21 protein-coding genes are annotated in these 24,133 nt (G+C 55.0%); 15 read left to right on the top strand and 6 right to left on the bottom strand.

Going from position 1 to position 24,133, the window contains the following annotated elements; translation table 11 throughout:
- From K9N21_21620 to K9N21_21565, 12 genes are all read left to right on the top strand, one after another.
- Positions 1–1,549 (top strand): AMP-binding protein (locus K9N21_21620; GenBank protein MCF8146516.1); only part of this gene is annotated, 1,549 nt, incomplete at its 5' end.
- A gap of 48 nt (positions 1,550–1,597) precedes the next feature.
- Positions 1,598–2,482 (top strand): branched-chain amino acid ABC transporter permease, encoded by an 885-nt coding sequence (locus tag K9N21_21615; protein ID MCF8146515.1) that lies wholly within the window; start codon positions 1,598–1,600, stop codon positions 2,480–2,482.
- 99 nt (positions 2,483–2,581) lie between these two features.
- The gene (locus K9N21_21610; protein MCF8146514.1) at positions 2,582–3,682 is read left to right on the top strand and encodes a branched-chain amino acid ABC transporter permease; all 1,101 of its coding nucleotides are present in this window, start codon (positions 2,582–2,584) and stop codon (positions 3,680–3,682) included.
- Positions 3,683–3,865: 183 nt separating this feature from the next.
- Positions 3,866–5,125 (top strand): ABC transporter substrate-binding protein, encoded by a 1,260-nt coding sequence (locus K9N21_21605; protein ID MCF8146513.1) that lies wholly within the window; start codon positions 3,866–3,868, stop codon positions 5,123–5,125.
- Positions 5,126–5,158: 33 nt separating this feature from the next.
- The gene (locus tag K9N21_21600; protein MCF8146512.1) at positions 5,159–5,965 is read left to right on the top strand and encodes an ABC transporter ATP-binding protein; all 807 of its coding nucleotides are present in this window, start codon (positions 5,159–5,161) and stop codon (positions 5,963–5,965) included.
- Positions 5,966–5,987: 22 nt separating this feature from the next.
- Positions 5,988–6,584: a hypothetical protein gene (locus K9N21_21595; protein MCF8146511.1), complete on the top strand. Its 597-nt coding sequence runs from the start codon at positions 5,988–5,990 to the stop codon at positions 6,582–6,584.
- Positions 6,585–6,652: 68 nt separating this feature from the next.
- A complete protein-coding gene (locus K9N21_21590) occupies positions 6,653–8,176 on the top strand; it encodes an AMP-binding protein (protein MCF8146510.1) in 1,524 nt (507 codons plus the stop codon).
- Between the two features lie 194 nt (positions 8,177–8,370).
- Positions 8,371–8,853 carry a hypothetical protein gene (locus tag K9N21_21585; protein ID MCF8146509.1) on the top strand — a complete coding sequence of 161 codons (483 nt, stop codon included), beginning with the start codon at positions 8,371–8,373 and terminating at the stop codon, positions 8,851–8,853.
- 46 nt (positions 8,854–8,899) lie between these two features.
- The gene (locus K9N21_21580; GenBank protein ID MCF8146508.1) at positions 8,900–10,684 is read left to right on the top strand and encodes a DUF389 domain-containing protein; all 1,785 of its coding nucleotides are present in this window, start codon (positions 8,900–8,902) and stop codon (positions 10,682–10,684) included.
- 21 nt (positions 10,685–10,705) lie between these two features.
- Positions 10,706–11,065 (top strand): septum formation initiator family protein, encoded by a 360-nt coding sequence (locus K9N21_21575; protein MCF8146507.1) that lies wholly within the window; start codon positions 10,706–10,708, stop codon positions 11,063–11,065.
- Positions 11,049–11,795 (top strand): tetratricopeptide repeat protein, encoded by a 747-nt coding sequence (locus K9N21_21570; protein ID MCF8146506.1) that lies wholly within the window; start codon positions 11,049–11,051, stop codon positions 11,793–11,795. The genes K9N21_21575 and K9N21_21570 overlap by 17 nt, the downstream gene beginning before the upstream one ends.
- On the top strand, positions 11,785–12,855 hold the full coding sequence (locus K9N21_21565) for a hypothetical protein (GenBank protein MCF8146505.1): 1,071 nt from the start codon (positions 11,785–11,787) through the stop codon (positions 12,853–12,855). The genes K9N21_21570 and K9N21_21565 overlap by 11 nt, the downstream gene beginning before the upstream one ends.
- 114 nt (positions 12,856–12,969) lie before the next feature.
- On the opposite strand, the gene K9N21_21560 is transcribed toward K9N21_21565, so the two are convergent.
- The 5 genes from K9N21_21560 to K9N21_21540 all read right to left on the bottom strand — a co-directional run bounded on the left by K9N21_21560 (position 12,970) and on the right by K9N21_21540 (position 19,183).
- A complete protein-coding gene (locus K9N21_21560; GenBank protein MCF8146504.1) occupies positions 12,970–13,623 on the bottom strand; it encodes a helix-turn-helix domain-containing protein in 654 nt (217 codons plus the stop codon).
- Entirely contained in the window at positions 13,610–14,542 is a 933-nt protein-coding gene (locus K9N21_21555; GenBank protein ID MCF8146503.1) for an AAA family ATPase, read from the bottom strand. Before K9N21_21555 ends, K9N21_21560 begins: the two co-directional genes overlap by 14 nt.
- A gap of 512 nt (positions 14,543–15,054) precedes the next feature.
- Positions 15,055–17,328 (bottom strand): NADP-dependent malic enzyme, encoded by a 2,274-nt coding sequence (locus K9N21_21550; protein MCF8146502.1) that lies wholly within the window; start codon positions 17,326–17,328, stop codon positions 15,055–15,057.
- Positions 17,329–17,523: 195 nt separating this feature from the next.
- Positions 17,524–17,775 (bottom strand): hypothetical protein, encoded by a 252-nt coding sequence (locus tag K9N21_21545; GenBank protein MCF8146501.1) that lies wholly within the window; start codon positions 17,773–17,775, stop codon positions 17,524–17,526.
- A gap of 4 nt (positions 17,776–17,779) precedes the next feature.
- The gene (locus tag K9N21_21540) at positions 17,780–19,183 is read right to left on the bottom strand and encodes a CoA-binding protein (protein MCF8146500.1); all 1,404 of its coding nucleotides are present in this window, start codon (positions 19,181–19,183) and stop codon (positions 17,780–17,782) included.
- Positions 19,184–19,632: 449 nt separating this feature from the next.
- On the opposite strand from K9N21_21540, the gene K9N21_21535 reads away from it, so the two are divergent.
- The 3 genes from K9N21_21535 to K9N21_21525 all read left to right on the top strand — a co-directional run bounded on the left by K9N21_21535 (position 19,633) and on the right by K9N21_21525 (position 22,686).
- Positions 19,633–20,574, top strand: coding sequence for an alpha/beta hydrolase (locus K9N21_21535; protein ID MCF8146499.1), 942 nt, complete (start codon positions 19,633–19,635; stop codon positions 20,572–20,574).
- A 48-nt stretch (positions 20,575–20,622) separates the two neighbouring features.
- Positions 20,623–21,525, top strand: a complete 903-nt coding sequence (locus K9N21_21530; protein ID MCF8146498.1) for a DMT family transporter — start codon at positions 20,623–20,625, stop codon at positions 21,523–21,525.
- A 180-nt stretch (positions 21,526–21,705) separates the two neighbouring features.
- Entirely contained in the window at positions 21,706–22,686 is a 981-nt protein-coding gene (locus K9N21_21525; protein MCF8146497.1) for a DUF882 domain-containing protein, read from the top strand.
- Between the two features lie 210 nt (positions 22,687–22,896).
- Here the strand turns inward: K9N21_21525 and K9N21_21520 are convergent.
- A partial coding sequence (locus tag K9N21_21520) for a hypothetical protein (GenBank protein MCF8146496.1) occupies positions 22,897–24,133 on the bottom strand: 1,237 nt, incomplete at its 5' end.

Genomic DNA, 24,133 nt, shown 5'->3' with positions numbered 1-24,133 from the left:
GGTGGACAAGGCCCTGTTGATCAAGGATGATTGCCCCAAGCTCCAAAACATCGTCTGGGATGATCCCAAGGGGATGAGAAACTACCACCAGGATTACCTCATCAGCATCAAGAAGGTGCAGGAACTCGGAAGGGCCCTGGATCAGAAGGAGCCGGACCTCTTTGAAAAAATGGTCAATGAAGGGACGGGGGACGATGTCTGTCTACTCTTTTATACTTCCGGAACCACGGCCCTCCCCAAAGGGGCGCTGTTGACCCACTGGAACATGCTGACCATGGGGAGGAATCTCATGGCCATCGATCCCTGTTATGACACAGACGATTTTGTATCCTATCTCCCTTTTGCCTGGATCGGGGAGCAGATGATGTCCATATCGTGCGGTCTGCAGATCGGATATACCCTCAACTTTCCGGAAGAACCCGAGACCGCCCAGGAGAATATACGAGAGATCGGCCCCCATGTGATGTTTGCACCGCCCAGGCTGTACGAGGGGATGACGCGTCAGGTCCAGGTCAAGTACATCGATTCCACCTGGATCAAGAGAAAGGTATACGAATTTGCCACCAGGGTGGGATATAAGGCCGCCAACCTCAAATTTGACAAGAAGCCGGTGCCCCTGAGTCTCAGGTTTTTGACCTGGATCGCCTCCATTACCATGCAGAAGAAGCTGAAGGACCATCTGGGCCTGTCGCGACTTCGACACTGCTACACCGGGGGGGCGGCCATGGGACCGGACCATTTCCGGTTTTTTCACGCCCTGGGGGTCAACCTGAAACAGATCTACGGGCAGACGGAAATCGCCGGCATTTCCATAGTGCACCGGGACGGCGATGTCAAGTTCGATACCGTAGGGACCCCGATTCCGGAAACAGAGGTCCGGATCACCGAAGAAGGGGAGATCTTATCCAAAAGCCCTTCCGTTTTTATCGGATATTACAAGAACGAGGAGGCCACAAAGAAGACCCTTGTGGATGGATGGCTCTATTCCGGGGACAGGGGATTTATTGATGAAGACGGTCACCTGGTGGTATTTGACCGGTCCAAGGACGTGATGACCCTTTCCGACGGCAGGCCGTTTTCGCCCCAATATCTTGAAACACGGCTCAAATTCAGCCCCTTTATCGGGGAGGCCTGGGCCATCGGCGATAAGAGGGAGTATATCACGGCTGTCATGTGCATCGACTATGCCGTGGTGGGGAAATGGGCGGATGACAAAAAGCTCAACTACACCAGCTATATGGAGCTTTCTCAGAAGCCGGAGGTCTACGATCTGGTGCAGAAACAGATTGAGGAGGCCAACAGGGACCTCCCTGCGCCGGCCAAGATCAGGAAATTCGTGAACCTCTACAAGGTGTTTGATGCCGATGATGAGGAATTGACACGGACGTCCAAACTGAAACGGGCCTTTGTGGGAGAGCGGTATAAGGATATTGTGAACGCCCTCTACTCGGATGCAGATACCGTCCATATGGACACGAAGATCACCTATGAGGATGGAAGAGAGCAGCGGATCAAGACAGATCTGCATATTCAGAAGATCAATGTTTAGGAAGCAGGGAGCGGGGAGCAGGGAAATAAAACAGGGAGGAAGTTGAGAATGGAACTGTTTTTGATGACTTTGACCACTGGCGTCATGGTGGGGGGGATTTATGCCTTAGTGGCACTGGGATGGGTCCTTATCTACAAGTGCTCGGGCGTCCTCAATCTGGCCATGGGGGAGCTGACCATCATCGGGGCCTATGTGAGCTATACCTTTCACAGCGTCGGGATTCCCTTTGTCCCTGCCGTATTGTTGACCCTGATGGTGGGGATTGTCTTGGGTATCCTCACGGAACGGATTTTTCTGGACAAACTCATCGGCGAACCGATTCTGGCCGTTATTATGGTGACGGTGGGGCTTTCTTTTTTCCTGAAAGGCCTGGTGGGATATATATGGCAGAACGACACCAGGGTTTTCACCCCCCCTGTGTTCAGCATCAAGCCCATCTCGGTCGGGTTCCTCCAGATATCTCCGGTATATCTCTGGTCTTTTATCCTGTCGATTGTCCTGCTGATCATCTTTGTCTGCTTTTTCAAGTATACCCGATGGGGGCTTTCCATGCAGGCCACGGCCGATGATGAGACCGCCGCCCTCTCTTTGGGGGTAAGCGCGCGGTTTGTATATGCGGCGGCCTGGGCCATTGCCTTCATGAGCGCGGGCGTGGGCGGGGCCCTCCTCGGAAACATCAACGGCATCAATGTCTCGGTCGGTTATCTGGGGCTGCTGGTCTTGCCCGCCGTGGTCCTGGGAGGGCTCAATTCAGTGCCCGGCGCCATTGTGGGCGGCATTTTGATCGGTCTGCTCCAGAATTTTTCAGGGACCTATCTCGATCAGTATTTTCCGGGCGGGGTCAAGGAGATTGTCCCTTTTGCCTTTATGGCCGTGTTTCTCCTCTTCAAGCCCTATGGTCTCTGGGGCTGGGAGCGGATTGAGAGAGTTTAAAATTCAGAATTAAGAAATTCCGAATGGAGGAATTGAGGAATTCGTTTTCTAATTCCTGAATTCCCAAATTCCTAAATTTGACGATTGCGAGGTTAGCCTATGTCCAGTGTATGGTTGCCGTGTGGGGATTACCACCAGGATTATGCTGAGGATCAGGGGTGGTGGCAGACGCGATTTATCAAGGGAAAGATGATCCTGCTCCTGCTCGCGGTCTTTGTGGGCATTCCGCTGTTTGCCGGTGAGTATTGGATGAGCGTGGGGACCATGGTCGGGTATACGGCCATGGGCGCCCTCGGGGTTCAACTCCTCATCGGATATTCCGGTCTTCTCACCCTGGGTCATGCCGCCTTTATTGCGGTGGGGGCCTACACCAGCACCATGCTGATACTACAGTTCCCCTGGCCCCAGTCCCTTCTTGACTCGGGGCTTGCCTATCCCATCAGCATCGTCGTTGCCGGGATTGTGGCAGGGCTGTGGAGCGTCCTCTTCGGCCTCCCTTCTGTAAAGGTCAAAGGCTTTTATCTCATCCTGACCACCATGGCGGCCCAGTTCATCACCGTGGATTTTATACTGACCCAGTATATCAGCCAGATCGGCGGCAGGGGCCAGGCCTTTTCCCTCCCTCCCGGCACCATCAAGATAGGGCCGTGGGTCGTTGACAATGAACGGAGCGTCTACTACCTCATGGCCATTCTGCTGACATTGATGGTGATCGTTCTGGCCAACCTGCTCCGTTCCAAGCCGGGCCGGGCCTGGGTGGCCATCCGGGATAATGATATCGCGGCCGAGACCCTGGGCATCAATATCGTCTGGTACAAGCTCCTGGCCTTCTTTGTGGCCGGATTCATGGCAGGGATTGCCGGGGCGTTCTGGGTGTGCAACACCGCTGCTTTGAGCCCTGAACACTTTCAGTGGTTCTTGTCCCTCTGGCTGGTGGGGGTGATCCTGATCGGCGGAGTCGGTTCGATCCAGGGGGCCATCTTCGGGTCCATCTTCATGGTGGTGGTCATGGAACTGCTCCAGATGGTGGCCCTCCCCGTGGCCGAGTATTTCCCCTCAATTCTTATGGATTTCGCCTATATCAAGGATATGGCGTTCGGTCTGGCCATCTGCGCCTTTCTGATTTACGAGCCCAATGGATTGGCCTATCGCTGGTGGCAGGCAAAGAACTACTTCAACCTATGGCCCTTTTCCTATTAGACTGAGAAATGGGTCCCGTTTGAAAGGGCGCTCGAAAGCGTCTGATATGAAATATCAACATGACGGATGGATGTTTTTGTCAACGCAAACAGGATTCGAAAGGAGGTGAAAGGATTCCGTCTTTTTTCATTTGATGACAGAGGGTAACAGGATGTTTTCACATTAGCGAAGGGAGATAAATCTATGAAGAAAAGCATTTCTCTGAAGGTGTTGGTAGTGTTGCTGGGTGTGGTCTTCCTGGCAGGGGTCTCGACGATCGCCGCGGCCAAAGAGATCAAGGTCGGCGGGATTATGGATACGACCGGGGCTACCTCGGACGTGGGCAAGGATTATGCCATCGGCATGTCGGACGCCTATAAATATATCAATTCTCAGGGGGGCGTCAACGGCAAGGAGATCAAGTATACGTGGTTTGACTACGGATACCGGGTTCCCGAGGCCATCACAAAATACAAGATGTTGAAGCGGATGGGAAACGTCGTCATCATGGGATGGGGGACCGGCGACACCGAGGCCCTCTCTCCTACGGTCAACAAAGATCAGATCCCCTATGTGTCCGCATCCTATTCCGCGCACCTGACAGACCCGAAGAAAACCCCTTACAACCTCTTCTTTTCATCCGACTATTCCACCAATGCCAGATCCGCCATTACCGCCTGGTTTGACAAGAAATGGAGTAAACATCCGGATTTCGGGAAGAGAAAGCCGAGATTTGCCTGCTGTTACATGTTCGCCTCTCCCTACTGCTCTGCGCCGATCAAGGCCATAAAAGACCAGGCCGAACTCCTGGGTTTTGAAGTGGGCCCGGATCAGGATGTATCGCTTTTTGCCCTGGATACCAAGAGCCAGATCATGGCCCTGAAGACCTTCAAACCGGATCTCCTCTGGCATGGAAACACCACCATGTCGGTGGCGGCCACGGTCCGCGATGCCTATGCCCTCGGGCTGGGCGCCGCCTGGATCGTCAATAACTGGGGATTCGATGAAAACCTCCCCCGTCTGGCCGGAGAGGCGGCGGAAGGGGTCATGGGTGCCACGCCGTGCGCCTTTTTCGGGCAGGACGTGAAGAATATGGATCTGGTTGTTTCCTCAGCCGAGAAATACAGCCCCGGCGTACCTTTGGGAAAACGGCTCAATCGCACAGTCCAGGCCTGGGGGGATGCCCTGATCACCTGGGAGGCCCTGAAACGGGCGGACAAGAAGGGGATCGATATCACCAAGAAGGGCTCCGGCCCCGGCATGATGAAGGAGGGGTTTGAAACCCTCAGAAATTATGACATCGGTCTCGGCGCTGCGCCGATCAGCTTTACCGCAACCGATCACCGTCCCGCCACCGGCTGCCGCATTCAGGAGTGGAAGGGTGGAAAATTCCAGGTGGTGGAGGACATAGACCTCAAGAAACGATGGCCGGAATTATGGGAAACCAAGTGGTTAGGATGGTAGACAACCGAAAACATCACCCCTGGAGGTAGGGTCTTGGATAATGCAGAGGCAATCCTGAAGATTAATAATATTGAGGTCAAGTACCATGAGGTCATCCTGGTGCTCAAAGGGGTCTCGATCGAGGTGGCCCGCGGGGGCATCGTTGCATTGCTTGGGGCCAACGGCGCGGGCAAGAGCACGACCCTCAAGGCCATTTCAGGGCTCTTGAAGACCGAGGATGGCGAGGTGACCGACGGCGGCATTATGTATGAAGGACAATACATCCATCACCAAAAGGCCGCAAAGATCGCCAAGGCCGGGATCGTCCAGGTCATTGAAGGGCGAAAGGTGTTCGAGCACCTCACCGTTGAGGAGAATCTCAAGGTGGGGGCCCACCTGAGGAAGACCGGGTCCGTCAAGGACAAGCTTCAGATGGTGTACCACTATTTTCCCAGGCTCATTGAGAAACGGAGCGAAACCGCCGGGTTTGTGAGCGGCGGTGAGCAGCAGATGACCGTTGTGGGAAGGGCCTTGATGACCGAGCCCAAACTGGTACTGCTGGACGAGCCTTCCATGGGCCTGGCCCCGATGCTCATCCATGAAATCTTCAATATCGTCACCAAGCTCAATCAAGAGGAGAAGATTTCCATCCTTCTGGTGGAGCAGAATGTCAAGCTGGCCCTGAAGGTGGCGCCCTATGCCTATGTCATGGAGACCGGCAGGATTGTGATGGATGACGCCTCTGAAAAGTTAGCCCAGAACGAAGATATCAAGGATTTTTACCTTGGTATGGGGGCCGGGGGGAAAAAGAGTTTTCGCGATGTAAAGCATTATAAGCGGAGAAAGAGATGGCTGAGCTGAACCAACCATATGGAGGTCTATTATGAAGAAAAGACTAGGTTTGATGACCGTGCTCATTTTTGGTCTGAGTGTTGCCCTGATGTCCTGTGTCACTACCCAGGTCAAACCCACTGAGAAGAATTTCATTGCGCCCAATGTGACGCTTGAATCATTTGAGGTGCCGCAATATGACGGATACTGGTATTATGCGGCCGCGGTAAAGCCCACCAAGGGAGATGCGGGGGACAGAGGCGCCATGCTCCCGATGAGCTTTCTGTTTAATGTGGAGAACAAGAACCCTTATCCAATTTTATTGGATGGGATAACCTTTACGGTGGTGTTTGACAAGAAATTCGCCTTGGTGACCTTCAACAGCAGCGATCAATACTGGATCCCTGCCGGCAAGACCGACCATATCCGGGCGACCACCCTGATCACGGCGCGATCGGCCCTGTTGAGTCTGTTGGTGACCGGCGGGTTCGAATTGAAGGCCCAGGGCATAAGCCCCTGGGATGCCCTTGAGAAGTGGTGGAAGGGCGTTCCGGAAGGAACGACGCCGGTTCACATTACCGAATGTTCCTTTTCATTTTCAGCCAACGGCGTATCCAAGACATATCCTTATGAGATCCAGGCACAATAGTTGCTGGCCCATCCGGCCCTTTGCCGCTGTTCATCAGCGGCAGGGGGCATTTTTTTGCGAGGAAGATTATGGGACTATACGATTTTACCTTTTATGACCTGATCAGCCGTAATGCCGTTGCTTTCGGCGGAAAAGAGGCCTGGTACGAGGTGGATGACGGCCGGCTCCTGACCTTTTCCGAGTATAAAGAAAAGGTGGATCGCCTTGCCTGCGGGCTTCAGAAATCCGGAATCCGCAAGGGGGACCGGATCGGGGCGGTGGGAAAGAACAGCCTTGAATATTTTCTCCTGTATGGTGCGGCAGCGGCCCTGGGGGCCATTATGCTCCCTATTAACTGGCGGCTCTCTGCCGATGAGGTGGGATATAATCTGAATGACTGTCAGCCGAGGGTGGTGTTTGCAGATAAGGAATTCCAATCTTCTGTCAAAGGATTGACTGACAGGCTTTCGTCCGTGGAAAAATACTTCAATTTAGGGCCTGAATCAGGTGAATTTTCAAATTTCCAGTCATTGATGGATCAGGGGGATGAATTCGATCCGGAAGAGGTCCATACGGATGACGGGTTTGTCATTATCCACACCGCGGCCGTTGCGGGGCGGCCCAGAGGGGCATTGCTGAGCCACGGCAATGTGCTGTGTGCCGATATGCACCTTGATTATCTCTGTCATCTGACCCCCCAAGATGTCCATCTCAATATCCTACCCCTGTTTCACGTGGGCGGGCTCTTCATGGTGACGGCCGCCTTTCATGCGGGCGCCCTGAATCTCAATGTGAGCAAGTTCGATGCGGAACAGGCGGTAAGGCTCATTACGGAAAAAAAGGCCTCGATTCTGATAGAGTTCCCCCCCATCCTATCGTCCATCCTGGATCAGCAGGAGAAGACCGGCGCGGATATCAGCTCCCTGCGGGCGGTGGCCGGTTTGGAATCCCCTGAGACCATTGAAAAATATCAGGAGGTCACGGGCGGTACATTTTATGTCCTGTATGGTCAGACCGAGACCTCGTGCCTGGCCACCTTCGGTCCCTACAGCGATCGACCGGGCTCGGCCGGCAGGGTCCTGCCCCTGGCAGAGGTGAGACTTGTGGACGATTATGACCGGCCGGTTCCGGTGGGGACGGTGGGGGAGATCACGGTGAAAGGCCCGATGGTATTTAAGGGCTACTGGAACCTTCCCGAAGACAACGCCCATACCTTCAGGGAGGGCTGGCATCATACCGGCGACCAGGGACGATTCGATGAGGAGGGCTTCCTCTGGTATGCGGGCCGCAAGGCGGAAAAAGAGCTCATCAAGCCGGGCGGGGAGAACGTCTATCCCGCAGAGGTGGAAAAGGCCATTCTGGAGCATCCCGCGGTTTTGAAGACCGTGGTATTCGGGGTCCCGGACCCCAAATGGAAGGAAGGCATCAAGGCGGTCTGCCAGCTCAAAGAGGGGGAGTCTCTTGACGAGCAGGAACTCAAGGAGTTTGTGGGAAAACGGATCGCAAGATACAAGAAGCCCCAGTATGTAGAATTTGTCGCCCTGTTGCCGGAACTGGAGGATGGGGCGATTGACAGGGCCAAAGTCAAGGAGCTGTACGGCCAGGAGGGTTGATCGGGAAACCTGAATCTGAATTGAAAACCCCGCCCGGTGCGGGGCTTTTTTTGTTTTACTTCAATTTGGTCTTGAATTGCGTCTTTCTTTGATATAAGGTTTTTCAGCTATAATACATGATGCTTTTCCCGAATCTTATACCCTGAAACGTGTCAATCTTCAGACAACTGCTCCCTTTTTCAGGAGAGATCCTCATGAAGCGTCGCCAGCCGATTCTTTTGTTCTTTTTAGGCATCGCATCCATGTTTCTGTTCTCGTGCGTCATGGTCGATTCGGTTACCAAGACATCGGGCGCTCTAGACACATCCAAAGGTCCCGAGACGTTTTATGTGGGACTGGCGGGGCTGAAGCTATTCCCCGAGCCCAGATTCTCTAAAGCCTGCATTGCCGCACTCCCTTTACATGAGAAGGTTGTGAGGGACAAATTGGAAAAGGGGTTTGCCCATGTGAGGGTTGTAAGTACCGGCCAGACAGGGTGGGTGAACAATGCCCATCTCCTGTGGAAGACACCTCCTCCGTCCGAATCCCTTCCAACAAAACCTGCGGCTGTGGCCCCATCGCCCCTTTCGGAACCCGCTCCTGAGAAATCGCCTTCCCAGGAGGACGTGATTCAGGCCCCCGAATGCTCAGATCCTGACAGAGAAGGTCGCGATGCTGCCATCTTTAACAGATTCTAACCATGTTTTTTGCGCAGACGCTGATTCGATGAGGCCACAGTGACCCATGGACACACCCGAGCCCTCATGCAATAATGACGACAGGAGAAGGGTCAGGCTTTCGGGTTCGTTTTCCGATCCTTTCATTCGAACCAAGAGACTTATCACGGATTCATTTATCGATCTCCTTTCTGTCACTGAGTGCCGGAAAGAGACGGTTCGTGAGGACATCACCGTCGGCTCCACGCCAAAGGCGGCCTATTATCTCCTCCTGGGCATATCCGTGCTTATTGCAGGCTTTGGTCTTCTCATCAACAGTCCTGCCGTAGTTATCGGGGCCATGCTGGTGTCTCCCCTCATGACGCCGATCTTCGGGATATCTCTCGGCCTCGTCCGGGGAGATATGACCCTCCTGCGCAACGCCCTTGTCGCCGAATTCGGAGGGGTCCTTATCGCTATCGGGGCAGCCGCCATACTGGGGCTTTTTCCGTTTGCGCAGGAGGTGACGCCCGAGATGCTTGCCCGCACCAGTCCGACGCTATTGGACCTCCTCGTGGCGGCATTGGCCGGTACCGCAGGCTGCCTGGCCATGATTGACGAACGGATCAGCCCTGTGTTGCCCGGGATTGCAATGGCAACGTCACTGGTCCCGCCGCTTGCTGTCAGCGGGTTGTGTATCGCCTTTCGCGCCTTTGAGGGGGCATGGGGTGCCTTTCTCCTCTTTTTTGCCAATTTTTTGGCGATCCTGGCCATTTCCGCCGTATTGTTCATTGTTGCCGGTTTTGTCAGTTCAGAGGAGATGGGTTCGAAACTGAAGGTCCTGAAACGGTTTTCAGGACCGGTCATCGGTTTGATATTCGTCACAATCCTCCTTACCCACGCATTGGTGGGGATTGTGGGGGATAGGCGCACCACCAAGGCCATAGAGGGGGGGTTAAAAACCGAACTGGCTATGGAGCCGGGCACCTCGGTCGACGAAATTGTATACAAGCGGAAAGAGGGGAACATCGATATCCTGGCCCTGGTGACAACGCCGCGGGTCCTGTCCCCGAAGAAGATTAAGGAGATGCAAGACAGACTCGCTCAGGACCTGGGATTACAGACAAACCTGATCATGAGATGTCGCATCAGCAAGGACATTTCATCAACGGGTTCGACAAGCTGTGTGGTGGGCCGCAATCTGGACGGCGAATTCATATCCACGAAACTGGATCCCAAAGTGAAGCGGTTGCAGCTTGCGGAGCAGGTCCTGCGGGAGCTGTTGGAGGATTATCGGGGTACGCATCTGGATCTTGATTCCCTTGACATTGTCGACCTTCCCCATGAATCTATCCTCGTGGCCGGGCTGCAGGGTTCGCGCCATATTACGCCGTTTGAGGTGGCCGGGTTCGAGAAGGGGATACGGGAGAGGCTGGAGGACCCTAACGTACGGCTGCTGATCCGTTCCAGTGACGTCACCGATATCAGCGGCAAGGGCCGTGTCCTTTACGGCAGGGCCCATTTCGGCAAGAGCTCTGAACAGGAAGCTCACACCCGGGAGAAGCTCGAGCGCGAGGTCAAGACCCTCATTGAGCGCTTCCCCAATATGTTCGCCCCTAATATCGATGCGGAGAAAAGGGAGAAGACATGGCATGTGTTGGCAGAGGTCGTGGGGCCTAGGGTACTCAACCCTGCCGAAATTCGTCTTCTTGAAAAAGAGGTCTCCCGGTCCACGGGACAGGGGATAAATCTGCGGATGTGGTGTCGAGTTGAACTCATGGTGGACAATTCACAATTCATGTCCGTGGAAGGTTTCACCAAGAATGAGGTCAAGAAACGATTGGGGAATGATCCTTTGGACAGGGAAAAGTGATTTGCGGAGGCACCTGAGAAGTTGCGCCCCAATATCAAAAAGCTCCTTAAAATTCCGTTTATCGTCCTCTTTCTGGCCTTGCTCAGCGCCGCCTGGCTTTGGTTTGGAGAGGGTGGGTTTGTCCGCCTGTATCGAAGTGAGGCGGAGCGGCAGACCTGTATCGAGAGGATCCATAAACTTGCAGCGGAAAATCAGGCGCTTTTAAATGAGGTACATCTCCTGCGTACGGATATGCAATACCTGGAAACGGTGGCCAGAAGGAATTTGAATCTCATAAAGGAGAATGAGGTCGTCTACAGATTCGACAACGAATCGAGCGGCGCCGTTGATGAGACCCCCCCTCCGGAAAGGAGCATCGATCAAGATGGCCGAAAGCAATGATTTTTTAGATGAATTCTTGAGCCGTGGACCCTCTGCAGGTTCCCTCTTCCTCATCCTTTCCCGGATGAAAGCGGAGGGGCGTTCAGGCGAGGTGGTCCGGACGTGCATCCGGTTTCTGAGTCAGTATCCCGATGATATCCGGCTCAGGACCCTGCTGGCGGAATCCTATGCCGAGATGGGGTTTATCACCCTGGCCGGGAGCGAATTCGAGAAGGTCGTATCCATGATCGATACACTGGCCCCTGTCTACCGGTCATTGGCCGGGATCTACGAAAAACAGCAGAGATATTCAGAAGCAACGGATATGCTTCGACGCTATCTGGCCCATTATCCGGATCACCCTGAAGCAATGGCATCCTTGAAGCGAATGGAGGCGGCCCTCCTTCCGGAGGAGGCGGTGTTTGAGATTGAGGACCCTGAAGAGGATTTTGCCACGGCGGGGGATGATTACGAGGATGCACTGGTGGATTTTGCGTCGCCCACTATTGCCGAACTCTACTATTCCCAAGGGCGGATAGATGCTGCCATCCATACGTATGAAAAAGTCCTCAGCAGCAATCCCACGGATCGCGAGTCTCTCAGACGGCTGAATGAGTTGAAAGGGATGTTAAGCGAATCAGAGGGGTTTGAAGAGAAGCGGCCGTCGGCCGCCCGAAGTCAAGAAGACCGCTTGATCACCATCCTGGAGCGTTGGCTCCCCAGGATCAGGGAGATAAGATATGCCTCATGACTGGCCGGATTTGAGATTTATGGCCACCGGCATCGGGAGTGTGCCATTTCAGGATATTGAAGGGACTTGCCGGGAGATATGCGGGTGGGCGCCCTTTATGCCGTTCTGGCCCCAGTTCGTGAAACGGAGTCATCTGGAGGATATGATCATTCAATATAGCGAGGGCCTCCCCCTCCTGCAGGTAAATGCAGAACAAAGGTCCTTGTCCATATCCCCATCCGACTCTAGGGAAACCGAACTGGTGTCGTTCTATGAACGGTTTTTTGCCCGGGATGTGGAGGCCTTTGCCGTCAGCCGGGAGGTTGCTCCCGGTCTCTACGCCCTCTTGGACATTGTCGAGGAATATGCTGGGAAGTGCGGTCCCTATATCAAGGGCCAGACCGTCGGCCCGGTCACCTTTACGGCGGGCGTGAAAGATCTGAACGGCAAGCCGATCCTCTATGATCCGGAGCTTTCAGAGGCCATGACCAAAGGATTGGCCATCAAGGCCCTGTGGCAGGCGAGAAGACTGGCCGGTTCGGGAAAACGGCCGGTCATTTTCCTGGATGAGCCTTATCTGTCAGGGTTCGGCTCGGCCTTCTCTCCGGTGCAACGCCACGAGGTCGTTGATATGCTTCGAATGGTTATCGATTACCTCAGGGAAAACATTGATGTCCTGATCGGGATACACTGCTGCGGGAATACGGACTGGTCCATGGTGCTGGAGGCGGGTCCGGACATCGTTAATTTTGATGCCGTGGAATATATGGATCACTTCCTCTTGTATAAGGATCCTGTAATTCGGTTCATCCAAGGGGGCGGGTTTATTGCCTGGGGGGTTGTCCCCACGGCCGATTTTATTGGGGAGGAATCGGTGGAGGGTCTGTTTTCAGGTCTCAGGGAGGGGTTCCTGCATATCCATGAGTGGGGCCTGGATATGGATCTGGTCGCCCGCCGGTCCCTGCTCACGCCTGCATGCGGCATGGGTACCATGACAGCGGATGCAGCAACCCAGGCCATGGACCTCCTGTCGCGCCTGTCACAAAAATGCAGGGATTGGGATGTGAGCACCCTCCCATGACCGCAAGAGGTGTTGGCAGAAACAGGTTCTCACCCATAGGGGGAAATCTCTCCTGACCCGGGCCCCGGTCTTTTCGCAACCGGAGCTTTAACACCATCGGGAAACATCTATGGTTCATGAAGACCCACGGATACGTTCGATACTTTTGAGGTATCCGGCAATGATCTTTTGGGCGTCTGCCTCGAAAAGTTCTGCGTAGGCCTTCAAAAAATTCCGAAGATATACCGTTGGGGGAAGGCTTTCGATGTGGTCATTTTCAATGGCCTTAAGTGTGGCCACACTGATCCGTGTGACTTCGAACACATCGTCGATGGTTATACCCACGGCAACCCTCAGCCTCTGGAGATGATTTCCAGAGATGGCCTCGGATGAAAGAATTTCATCCACGAGTCCTTGTAGATTTCTTTCCTTGATCGCCCTCTTTATCTTCTTGGAAACGGCGTCCCCTCCGCGGCTTTTGGACGAGAACAGGGGTGTCGGGACGTTTTTCCGCTTTATGGCAAGAGAGGATGAATCGATAATCTTCTTGGCCACGAGGCCCTTGTCGTACGCCTCCCTCTCGGTGTCGTTAATCAGTGTGGAAAAGGCATCTTCGATCCGCTCCAATATCTTTGTCCTTTCTTCTGTGGTAAAAAAGGAGTGGGCAATAGTTGAATCATCCCCATAAATGGAGAGGGCGTTGCGGTAGGCCTGTCTGATTTCAAAATGGGAGGCATTGACAGGGATTTCGAAGAGTTCGTAGTAATTCAGATCTTCAAATTTGTGCATATTTTTCGTTGATCGCGGGTTGTTTGGCGCTGGCCGCCATGACATGGGTGGACAGATTCTTTAAGTCTGTTGCCGTAGAGGTGTAGGCATATTTAACAACAAATATCTTCTGGCCTGTGATGGATTTGCATACCCGTTCGTCATAACCGATATTTCCCAGGAATTTGAACTGCGAATAGAAGTGCCGGTTACATACCTTTTCGATCTTTTTTCCAAGATTCATATCGATATGACCCCGATGCTGGTTCAGGATGAGGCTGAAGGTAAACCTGTTAAGCTCTCCCTCCAGATACCCGGCCCTTTCAGGATCGCTTTTCATGACCCTGTCCACAATGTCGAGCGGGGAACTCACCACCTTGTCGCTGGATTCATCTGCAATCTCTTTTGTCAGGTTCGTAAAGGAATTCTGTTTGAGGATGTGCTTCAACTTCCGCAGGTAGACTGCCTTGATGAATTGAACGGTATTCTGGATGGAAGTAGGCTCGGGCGTAAGGACGAACAGGCCTTGATGGGCGGCCAGGAAGAAGTCCAATGTGTTATAGGCTGTTCCTGCGCCGAGGTCAAGCAAGACAATATCTCCCGGGAGTTGGCCGATGGCCCTGACGATCTTCTGCTTTTGGGCGTAAAACAGGTTGGCTGCCTCCAGGGAACACCGCAACGAGCTGATTAGGAAAAGCCCCGGAATATCGGTCGGTTCGGCAGTGAGCGACAGGTCCTTGACCGACTTGTTCAGAAAACGGTGCAGACCTGTCTTTGGATGGTTCTGTCCCACGAGGGTATGGAGATTGGAAGCGCCGAGGTCCAGATCAATCACTATCACCTTTTTACCCTGCATGGCGAGTGCGACACCGAGGTTCGCACAGATAAAGGTTTTCCCGCTTCCTCCCTTTCCGCCTCCGATTGCGCATATATGTGCCATTGGCTGCCCGCCTCCAGGATGTCTCTTGATGGATAGGGGTATAAGTGGCTGTAAGGCTCTTGGTGCAACCTGTTCTTGTCGTTTCACGTGCCGATTCATGCGCTGGTCAGGTCCTCTCCGGACATGCCTTAAAGGGTCCCGACCCCACCTGCGAGGATTTCCGCAAAGAAAAAAGTCCCCTAAAGCGATTGTTTACAAATAATGTTTGTGTAAGTCAAGAAAAATAGGCTGACGTCCGTCTTGATATCGTTTCGATGTGGACTTTAGTTTCCAATATCCTCGATTCGAACCAGTTCATCTTCGCTCTATCAATACTATGACAGACAGTCTCATCGCAATTATCAGGGGAAACGTACCGGGTTTGCGGCGCATCCGGAATGAGGGGATGCTGGTCCCCCATGTATGGCGATGATACGACAGATATCTTTTGGTTGAGGATATCGGGGACAGGCGGCCTTATGAGTCTAACTCCCAGGGGTCGAGGTTCTTCACAGGAGAAAAGACAAGGACGTTCATCGGGCTGAAGATGCCCCTCTCATCTCCATATCCTGGGCCTGGGCCACAGTGACGGCAATCACATTGACGATGTTTTCCATATCCGCCCCCCGCTGAAGCACATTAAAGGGTTTGCTGATCCCCATCAGAAGCGGGCCCACCGCCTTGGCGCCACCCAGCCGATCCAGCAGCTTGTAGGCCACATTGGCGGCGGCCAGTTCAGGAAAGATCAGGACATTGGCCGGACCTCCCAGACGATTAAAAGGATACTCCCTCTCCAGAATCTCAGCGACCAGCGCCGTATCCGCCTGCATCTCGCCGTCGATGATCAGATCGGGGTTCTTCTCCCGGGCCATCCGAACAGCCTCTCTGACCCTATGGGCATCACGGTGGCGCGTATTTCCGAAGTTGGAAAAAGAGATCATGGCCACCCGCGGGCGTATGTCAAAAAACAGAGCCAGTTCAGCCGCCAATACGGCGATTTCCGCCAGGTCGGCGCTGGAGGGGGTGATGTTCACTGTCGTGTCGGCAAAGAGGAGGGTACGGCCCTTGGAGATCATGAGGTAGACCCCGGAGACCTTTGAGACGTCTTCCCGCCGGGGAATTACCTGCAGCACCGGGCGGATGGCATCCGGGTATGAGCGGGCCACGCCGTGCACCTGACCGTCCACCAGGCCTTCGTGCACCATCATGGCGCCGAAGACATATCGTGTGCGCAGCTGGCGGCGGGTCTCGGTCATGGACCATCCCTTGCGACATCTGAGCCGAAACAGGCTTTCCACAAACCGCTCCAGGTGTGGACTTTTCAGGTTGTCCTCGATCTCGATGCCGTCCAGAGATAGGTGCAGTGTTTCTGCCAGGCCGCGGATGTCCTCCTCGTTCCCCAGGAGCACGGGCGTGCATATCCTCTGGCGCACGGCCTGACGGGCAGCGCGGAGGATGACCGGGTGGTTCCCTTCGGGCAGCACGATGCGTTTGGGATTGCGCTGGGCCCGAATAATGACCTTGCGCATGATCTCCCGTTCCGGCCCCAGCCGTGCCTCCAGTTCCTGGATGTACCTGCTCTCGTCCTTCAACGGGATCCTCGCCGCACCGCTTTCCATGGCGGCCTTTGCCACGGCAGGGGCGACCGTAAGGAGGACCCGGGTATCCAGGGGCTTTGGAATGATGTATTCCGGTCCGAATTGAATCGAATTTCCGCCGTAGGCCCGGATAACGGAATCGGGAACATCCTCTCTTGCCAGCCGGGCCAGGGCCATGACCGCCGCAATTTTCATCTCCTGATTGATGGCCCTGGCCCGTACATCCAGGGCCCCCCGAAAGATGAAGGGAAACCCGAGGACATTGTTGACCTGATTCGGATAGTCGGACCGGCCTGTGGCCACGATCGCATCCGGACATGCGGCCTTGGCCTCCTCGTATCCGATCTCCGGGTCAGGATTGGCCAACGGAAAGATAATCGGTTTTTTGGCCATGAGCAAAAGAAGATCCGGCGTGAATGCCCCCTTCACCGAAAGACCGATGAGGACGTCCGCCCCCCTGACCGCATCTTCAAGGGTGCGCCTTTCTGTTTCAACGGCAAATTTCTCTTTGTAAGGGTTCATGCCCTCTGTGCGCCCTTTGTAGATGACCCCCTTGGAATCCACAAGAAAGAGATTTTCCTTTTTGACGCCCAAGGCAATATACATCCGGGCAGAGGCCATGGCAGCGGCGCCGGCGCCGTTGACCACGAGCCGAAGGTCTTCCATCCGCCGTCCGGTCAGCTTGCATGCATTGAGGAGGGCCGCGGCGGAGATGATGGCGGTGCCGTGCTGATCATCGTGGAGTACCGGGATGGCCATCCGTTTCTTGAGTTCTTCCTCGATATAGAAGCAGTCCGGCGCCTTGATGTCCTCCAGATTGATGCCGCCGAAGGTCGGCTCCAGCAGCGCCACCGTGCGGATAAATTCATCCGGATCACGGGTATCGATCTCGATGTCAAAGACATCCAGGTCTGCAAATCGTTTGAACAACACGGCCTTCCCCTCCATGACCGGTTTTCCGGCCAGGGCCCCGATATTGCCCAGACCCAGGACGGCCGTGCCGTTGGAAATGACGCCGACCAGGTTTCCCCGGGCGGTGTAATCAAATGAAAGTTCCCCGTTTTTCTGGATCTCAAGACAGGGGATGGCAACGCCCGGCGTGTAAGCCAGGCTCAGATCCGACTGAGAGAGGCAGGGCTTGGTGGGCGTCACCTCTATCTTGCCGGGTCGGGGTTCCTTATGATACCGAAGGACTTCATCACGGAACATTAGGGTCGTTCTCCAGTTCGGGGTGTGTATGGGGGCATTTCCCAAGACGGCCTGACAGCCGCAACCAAAAAGGTATGGGTGCTTACCGATAAGGCACCAACTTCTCCTCATGGCGGAGAGAAGTTACAACCAAAGATGCTAAAAGGATCCGCCCGTGAGATCTCGTTTCACGCGGGCACGTCTCACCCGGATGGGTTATTCTTTCAGTAAAGCCTTGGCAATTTCCAGATCGTAGGCCTGACTGGGATTGAAATCATTTTTTTGCTTATACATGGCCTGGGCCTGGACAATGGCGTCATAGGGGACCCACCCGTGCTGTGCCCACAGTTCCGGGTCGTCTGTGTTCCAGAGCCTGAAGTAGATCATGTCGTCTTTGTCCTGGACATACATCCGCACCTTCTTGTTCTGTGGAAAGGGGTAGTAGTATCTGCCCCGGTCATCTTTCATTTTTTCATACCTCTTTCGTTTTTATCGCGATGCTTGTCTGTTTATATCTGAAGAGGGCGGCCATGCATTCGACCGTCCGATATAGCTCGCCGTATGCGGGAATTCCGTGCCGACGGGCCGACTCCTTAAACTCCCTGGACTCTGCGCTCCGTCCGAGGAGCCAGCAAAAGAGGGGTTTCCCCGCGGAACGGGCCATTTCCGAGGCCTCTTTTAGGTCCAGATAGGACATGACGCCCCCCACAAAGGTATGCAGGAGGACCCCGTCCACATTGGGATCGGCACATACCGCTTTCAACGCAACGCCCAAGGCCTTTAAAGGTCCCTGTCGCTCCATGGCCGGCCAGAGGTCCAGGGGATTGCCCGGCGGCATCCAGGGCGGGTAAATGGTCTTCAGTGCCTCGATGGTGCCGGGGGACAGGTCCGCCAGGGTCAGCCCGGTCCCGTCCATGAAATCCGCGGACAGGATTCCGCCGGCCCCTGTATAGCTGACCACGGCGATGCGGGCGCCATTGCCCGACTTCCATTCGGAGGCCCGGGCAAGACCCTTGCAGAGATCGATCATCTGTTTGAAATCTGAGGCCTCCACCACCCCTGCCTGTGCCAGGGCACCGCTGACCACCCATCGATTCCCGGCGAGACTGGCCGTATGGCTCATGGCGGCCCGGGACCCGTCTGCGCTCTTCCCCCCTTTCAGGACCACCACCGGTTTGTTCGAGGCGGCGCAGATTTCCATGAAGCGACGTCCGTCCGCAAAGGATTCCAGATAGAGCCCTACGGCCTCTGTGTCCGGGTCGTCGAGGAGAGAGGGGAGGATGTCGCACTCGTTCACGTCGACCTTGTTGCCCAGAGAGCAGACCTTGCTGAACCCCGCATCCCCATGGGTCATGGCATCCATGAGAAAGCCGCCGGAAAGCATGCCGCTCTGAACCACCAGCGACACGCCGCCCCGCACCAGGGGGTCTTCCCATATGGAGGGAGAGACAAAGGAAAAGACCGTTTTTGCGGCGGTGTCGATAATGCCCATACAGTTGGGCCCCCACACCCGGAGCCCGGTGTCCGCGACGATACGGCGTAACTGTTTTTGGAGAGACCGTCCTTCCGGTCCGACCTCGGAAAAACCGCCCGACTCTACGATAATGCCCCGGATTCCCCGGCGGGCGCACTGGGCCGCCAGGTCCGGGACCGCGGGGGCCGGAACAAAGAGGATGGCCATGTCCACCGGATCCGGGACATCCATGATAGAGGGAAAACAGGGGATCCCGTCGATCTCCCGGTAGCGCGGGTTCACGGGATAGATTTTACCCTTGAATCCCTGCCTGGCATTGTACACTATGTGATAGCCCCCTTTTTCACGATTAGTGGTGGCGCCTACAATGGCCACCCCGCGGGGCCTGAAAAAAAACTCCATCAATGTTGCTCCGGAAGAAGTGGATTAAAACTCCCTGGTTCACGGTATGGCCGCTTCACGAGAGGGATTTAGGGACCGTTCCTTCTTTGAAGTTGGCGGCAGGATACCCTAAAACGGCTCCGAGTTCAACGGCATATTGAAACGAGGCGCAGTTTAAGCTCCTGCTAAGAAGCCTGTTGCGGGCTTTTGTTTCCCTGCAACCGGCGCAAGAGACCCCACGTGCCAGGAAGACTTTTGGACTTTGCGCCACGTCTTTCCGGCTGCGGCTGTACCGCTGCAATAGTGGAAATCGTGGGGATGGAACATCGCTTTTGATATTGCAGGCCTTTTGAGATGAGTGTACCCTTGTGTTTCTGCTCCATATCCCGTGATCCGGGCACGGGGTGCGGTGGGGGGCATGACTGCGACAAGGCTTTGGCTGTAAAAGGACCGGGACAAGGAGAAAACCGATGAAGAAGAGACGCAAAAGGATTCTCATTGCTGCCCTGCTGGCGATCCCCTTGCTGCTGCTGGCGATCTATTTTTTGTTTCCTCAAGTACCTCTTGCTTTGGCTCTCAAGGCCCAACAGCGTGCGGCCGGACTGGAACAAAAAGAGATCCAGGTCAAGGGCCATCCAATGCCATACCTCACGGGCGGCACCGGAGAGCCGCTGGTCCTGCTGCACGGATTCGGTGGAGATAAAAACCACTGGGTGCGGATAGCCAAGTATCTCACACCCCATTTTACGGTCATCGCCCCTGACCTTCCGGGATTCGGAGAGAGCAACCGGGACCTTTCCATGCGGTATGGGATATCCAACCAGGTGGCGCGCGTTCACGATTTCGTTCTGGCCCTTCACCTGAAATCGTTTCATCTGGGGGGAAACTCCATGGGCGGTCAGATTGCCGGCGTCTTTGCGGCCAGATATCCCCAGGATGTCAAGACCCTGTGGCTCCTGGCGCCGGGCGGGGTCCTGTCGGCAAAAACGAGCGAGCTGGGTGAACTGGTGAAGAAAGGGGAAAACCCCCTGCTGGTCGATAACACGGAGGACTACGATAGGCTTCTGGACTTTGTGTTCGTGAAGCGGCCCGCCATCCCTCGATCCATCAAACGATATTTGACACGACACGCCATTCAACATCGCGCCTTTAACGCAAAGGTTTTCAAAGAAATCCAAGAGGGGCGCCTGGCGCTGGAAGGAGTCTTGAAAGGGCTGCCTGTTCCCACGCTGATCACCTGGGGTGACCATGATCGCCTCCTGGACGTTTCAGGCGGTGAGATCCTCAAATCCGTCATGCCCGATGCGGAACTCGTGGTGATGAAGAACACCGGCCATGCGCCGATGATCGAAAGGCCGGAGGACACGGCCGCAGGCTTCCTCAGGTTTCAAGAAAAGGTGTCGAGGTTGTGATCTGAAGTCTCCAGCATAAGGAAGGTATTCTGATAGGTAGGTGGGGCGATGGGCGTTTCCGGATCCTGGCGGGCCAAAATCTGGGGGGTATGTCTGGTCAATCTGGCCACCCTGTCCTGGGCGAGCAATGCGGCGCTGGGTCGCTGGCTGCGGGACGATGTGGGACCGTTGACGCTCACCGCGCTTCGGTTCACCGTGGCCACAGCCTTTTTCGGATATCTGCTCAGGGGGCGGTCTCCCGACGAATGGCGTTACGGCCGCGACAAATGGTGGCTCCTGGCCATGGGCCTGGCCGGGGTGGTTTTTTTCAGCCCGCTCCTCTATCTGGGGCTTCGCTACTCGACAGCGGTCAACTGCTCGCTGATCCAGGGGTTCTCCCCCCTGATCACCGCGCTCATCGCCGGTCTCATCATCCAGGAGCCGGTGAGCCGAGGGCAGATGACAGGCGCGATCCTGGGCCTGATCGGGGTGGTGGGCTTGATCTCCGGCGGGTCCCTCAGGTTTCTGATCCACCTCCATTTCAATGGGGGCGACCTGATCCTTTTGGCTGCCGCCGTGGTTTGGGCCTTCTATTCGGTGTTCGGCCGGCGCGTCATGCGATACCGTTCGCCGGTCTCGGCCACGGCCCTCTCCGGTTTTCTGGGACTCCCCCTCCTGATTGCCGCGGCGTTTTTCGAATACCGCCACCTCCCCCTCAACCTGCGGCCGGAGACTATCGCCGCCATTCTCCACATCTGCGTGGTCCCCACCATCATCGGCTTCTGGTGCTGGAACCGGGCGGTTCAGACCCTGGGGGCAGGGGGAGCCATGGTTTTCTACAACACCCTTCCGCTCTATGGCGTGGTGATGGGGGCGCTCTTTTTGCAGGAATCCCTCGGCATGCCCCATTTCGTTTTCGGAGGTCTTATACTTGCAGGGGGAATCTGGGGCACCCTGGGCCGTAAGGGGTAGGTTCATCTTTCGGTTCTTTCCCCGTAATTGAATTTGGTATCGGATACCGAAACCGCAAGGATCTTTCGCCTCCAGCCTGGGCCTTCCTCAGGCTCCTTGATAAATCCAGGGGTCAGTTGAAGGTCTTGTAAGGGTCCGAAGAGGATTATGACCCCAATCGGATGCTCAGGGAGAATACAGATGTACTTGATCAAACCCCTAAGAAAACATGCGGCAGGATTTGCAGTAGTATTGATACTGACGATGACCTTGCCATCATGGTCGTGGGCGCTTGAACAACGCCCGGATATGCGCCGGTATTTTTTTTCCGGTGACGGCAAGATCACCTTGCATAGTGAAAACACCGATACCTCCTTTTCAGGCACTTACCGCAAGGGGCGGGGGCGCTATGATGGAAAGGCGCTTAAGGAGATCTCTCAGGTATTCGGCGCTCCCTGTGAACCTCCACGAATGGGACTTTCCCTCAGACTTATCGAGTTTATCGATTATCTGGAAGACCGGTTACACAGGGGTGCGAAAATCACCATCACCTCCGGCTATCGAAGGCCGGAATACAATACTATGCTTCGGGGAAAAGGGTACCTTGCGGCCAAGGCCAGCCTTCACCAGTCCGGCATGGCGGCGGACCTCAAGATTCAGGGGGTAAACGCCGAAACCCTGTGGAATTATGTTAAGGCGCTTAAATTCGGCGGTGCAGGGTATTACCATGGGGATGTGGTTCATATTGATGTGGGACCGGCCCGATTCTGGGATGAAACCACGTCAGGCGTGGGAACCGGAATTTCCGATGACAACAAACTCATCGGAATTATAACCGATTATGATATATATCGGCCGGGAATGATTGTTACGCTTCAATTTATTCGAGTGACGGCTTTTCCCGTTCGGGTAGCTTCTGAATTTTCCCTAATCCGTCAAGACCATCAGCATGGAATTCAACATCGACGGAATTTCATACCTGATTTCAACATCTCCCAAGGAGATCGTTGTGTGGGGTTTGGAAATATTGATGAAATGAACATCATCGAATGGAAGCTGCCGATGGATTTAAAAACCGGCCGCTATAAAATAGAGGCCCGTTTTTGCGATGATATGTGGCCGGATATGCCTCCTCAGATCCAAACCCCGGAATTTGAAGTATCTTCATCTCTTGTAGATTGACAAGTCTCAACCACTGTTAGCTTCCTGCAGGTCCTTAGGAAGCGTTACATGATCGCCCGAGAATCAGCTGCTCAACACCCCTCTCCGCATCTTCCCAACGCGGCATGGCCGCGACCAAAAAGGTATGGAAGGTTTTTTAGGAGACCGTCAAGTTTGGATCGGCAGTCCTCCCATGGGGCTCATAGGCTTATCCCCATGATGTGGAATCTGCTATCTGCCCGGAAATCCTGATCTGTTACCCCTGTCAGCGGGTCTGGCATTGATGTGCCGCTCCCCACCCCCGAAGGATCTGCTTTGCTGAGGAACGATCGCGGGATTCGGGTTGGAGGCGTTATTACGACCCGCCGGTGCCATCCTTGTGGGTGCCGGACCAGCCTGTCTTGATACTGATGGAGCTTTAGGCAGGGTTCTCCTGTCCATCTCCATTCTGTTTGAAGTCCCGGGGGTCCCGGAACGGCTCCTTTGCGGAGAACCGACTGTGGGACCCGGGTGAGGGACGTTATTACGACCCGCCGGTGCCATCCTTGTGGGTGCCGGACCGGTCGGCCTTCCTGCGATAGGGGATTTAGGGAGTTTCACCCTGTTTGGCGCGATTCCCTTTGAACCCCCTGAGGGGGGTCTGGCCGGGCCGTGGGATTCCAGTTTCAGCCGCTGATTGCCGAGTTCGCGGACCTGTTTTCCACGGGCTTCAAACTGCGCCCGCTCGGTCCTGCTCAACGGTGTGAATTTCGACATCCCCTCTCTGCTTTTTGTCACGGGAACAAAAGGGGCTTTATACGTATGGCCGGAGGCCTTTGAGACCATCGGTTTCCTGGGATCATAAAGGGTTCGCGGGGGTCTGGCCGCCTCATATTTCCGACGCGCCTGATATGTTGCATGCAGATTTTTTTCCCAGTTGCGGTCGTGTCGATGCCGCCACCGCTGATGCGCATAAATAGGATCATACCCGTGACGCCTCGCGTGGGGAGAAAACCATGGGTATATGCCTCTTTGATAATATCTGGGCGCATAATAATCTCCAAAATAGTAGTGGCGATACCTTGGACTCCAGAAGAGACAGTCGGAAAAGACCCTCAGGTCGATCATAAACGACGGCATGAAATAGAAGCCAGGTCCCACGGTCACACCGATGCCGAAGGAAACCGGTGCAAACAGCACGCCTCGATTGGCAACAGCAAAATCCCAGTATCCTCCGACAAAGATATAGCCCCTGGGCGACCACACGTAGTGGGCGGGCACCCAGACCCGGTCCGGCCGCATGACCGCCCAGTAACCGGGTTGCCAGGCATACCGTCCATACGACCATACCCAACAGCCGGGTATCCAGGTATAGTCCGGTGAGGGGGCAGTGACATTGGGCCCCACTTCAACCGATTCGGGGGGCTCGGGGAGGTATGCGGTATCATTCTGGTTTTCAGCGGCCCAATAGCCGGAAATCCATTGAAAG

It is taken from the genome of Deltaproteobacteria bacterium, from assembly GCA_021737785.1.
Taxonomy (GTDB): Bacteria; Desulfobacterota; DSM-4660; order Desulfatiglandales; family Desulfatiglandaceae; genus AUK324.
This window is presented reverse-complemented; position numbering and strand designations above follow the sequence as displayed.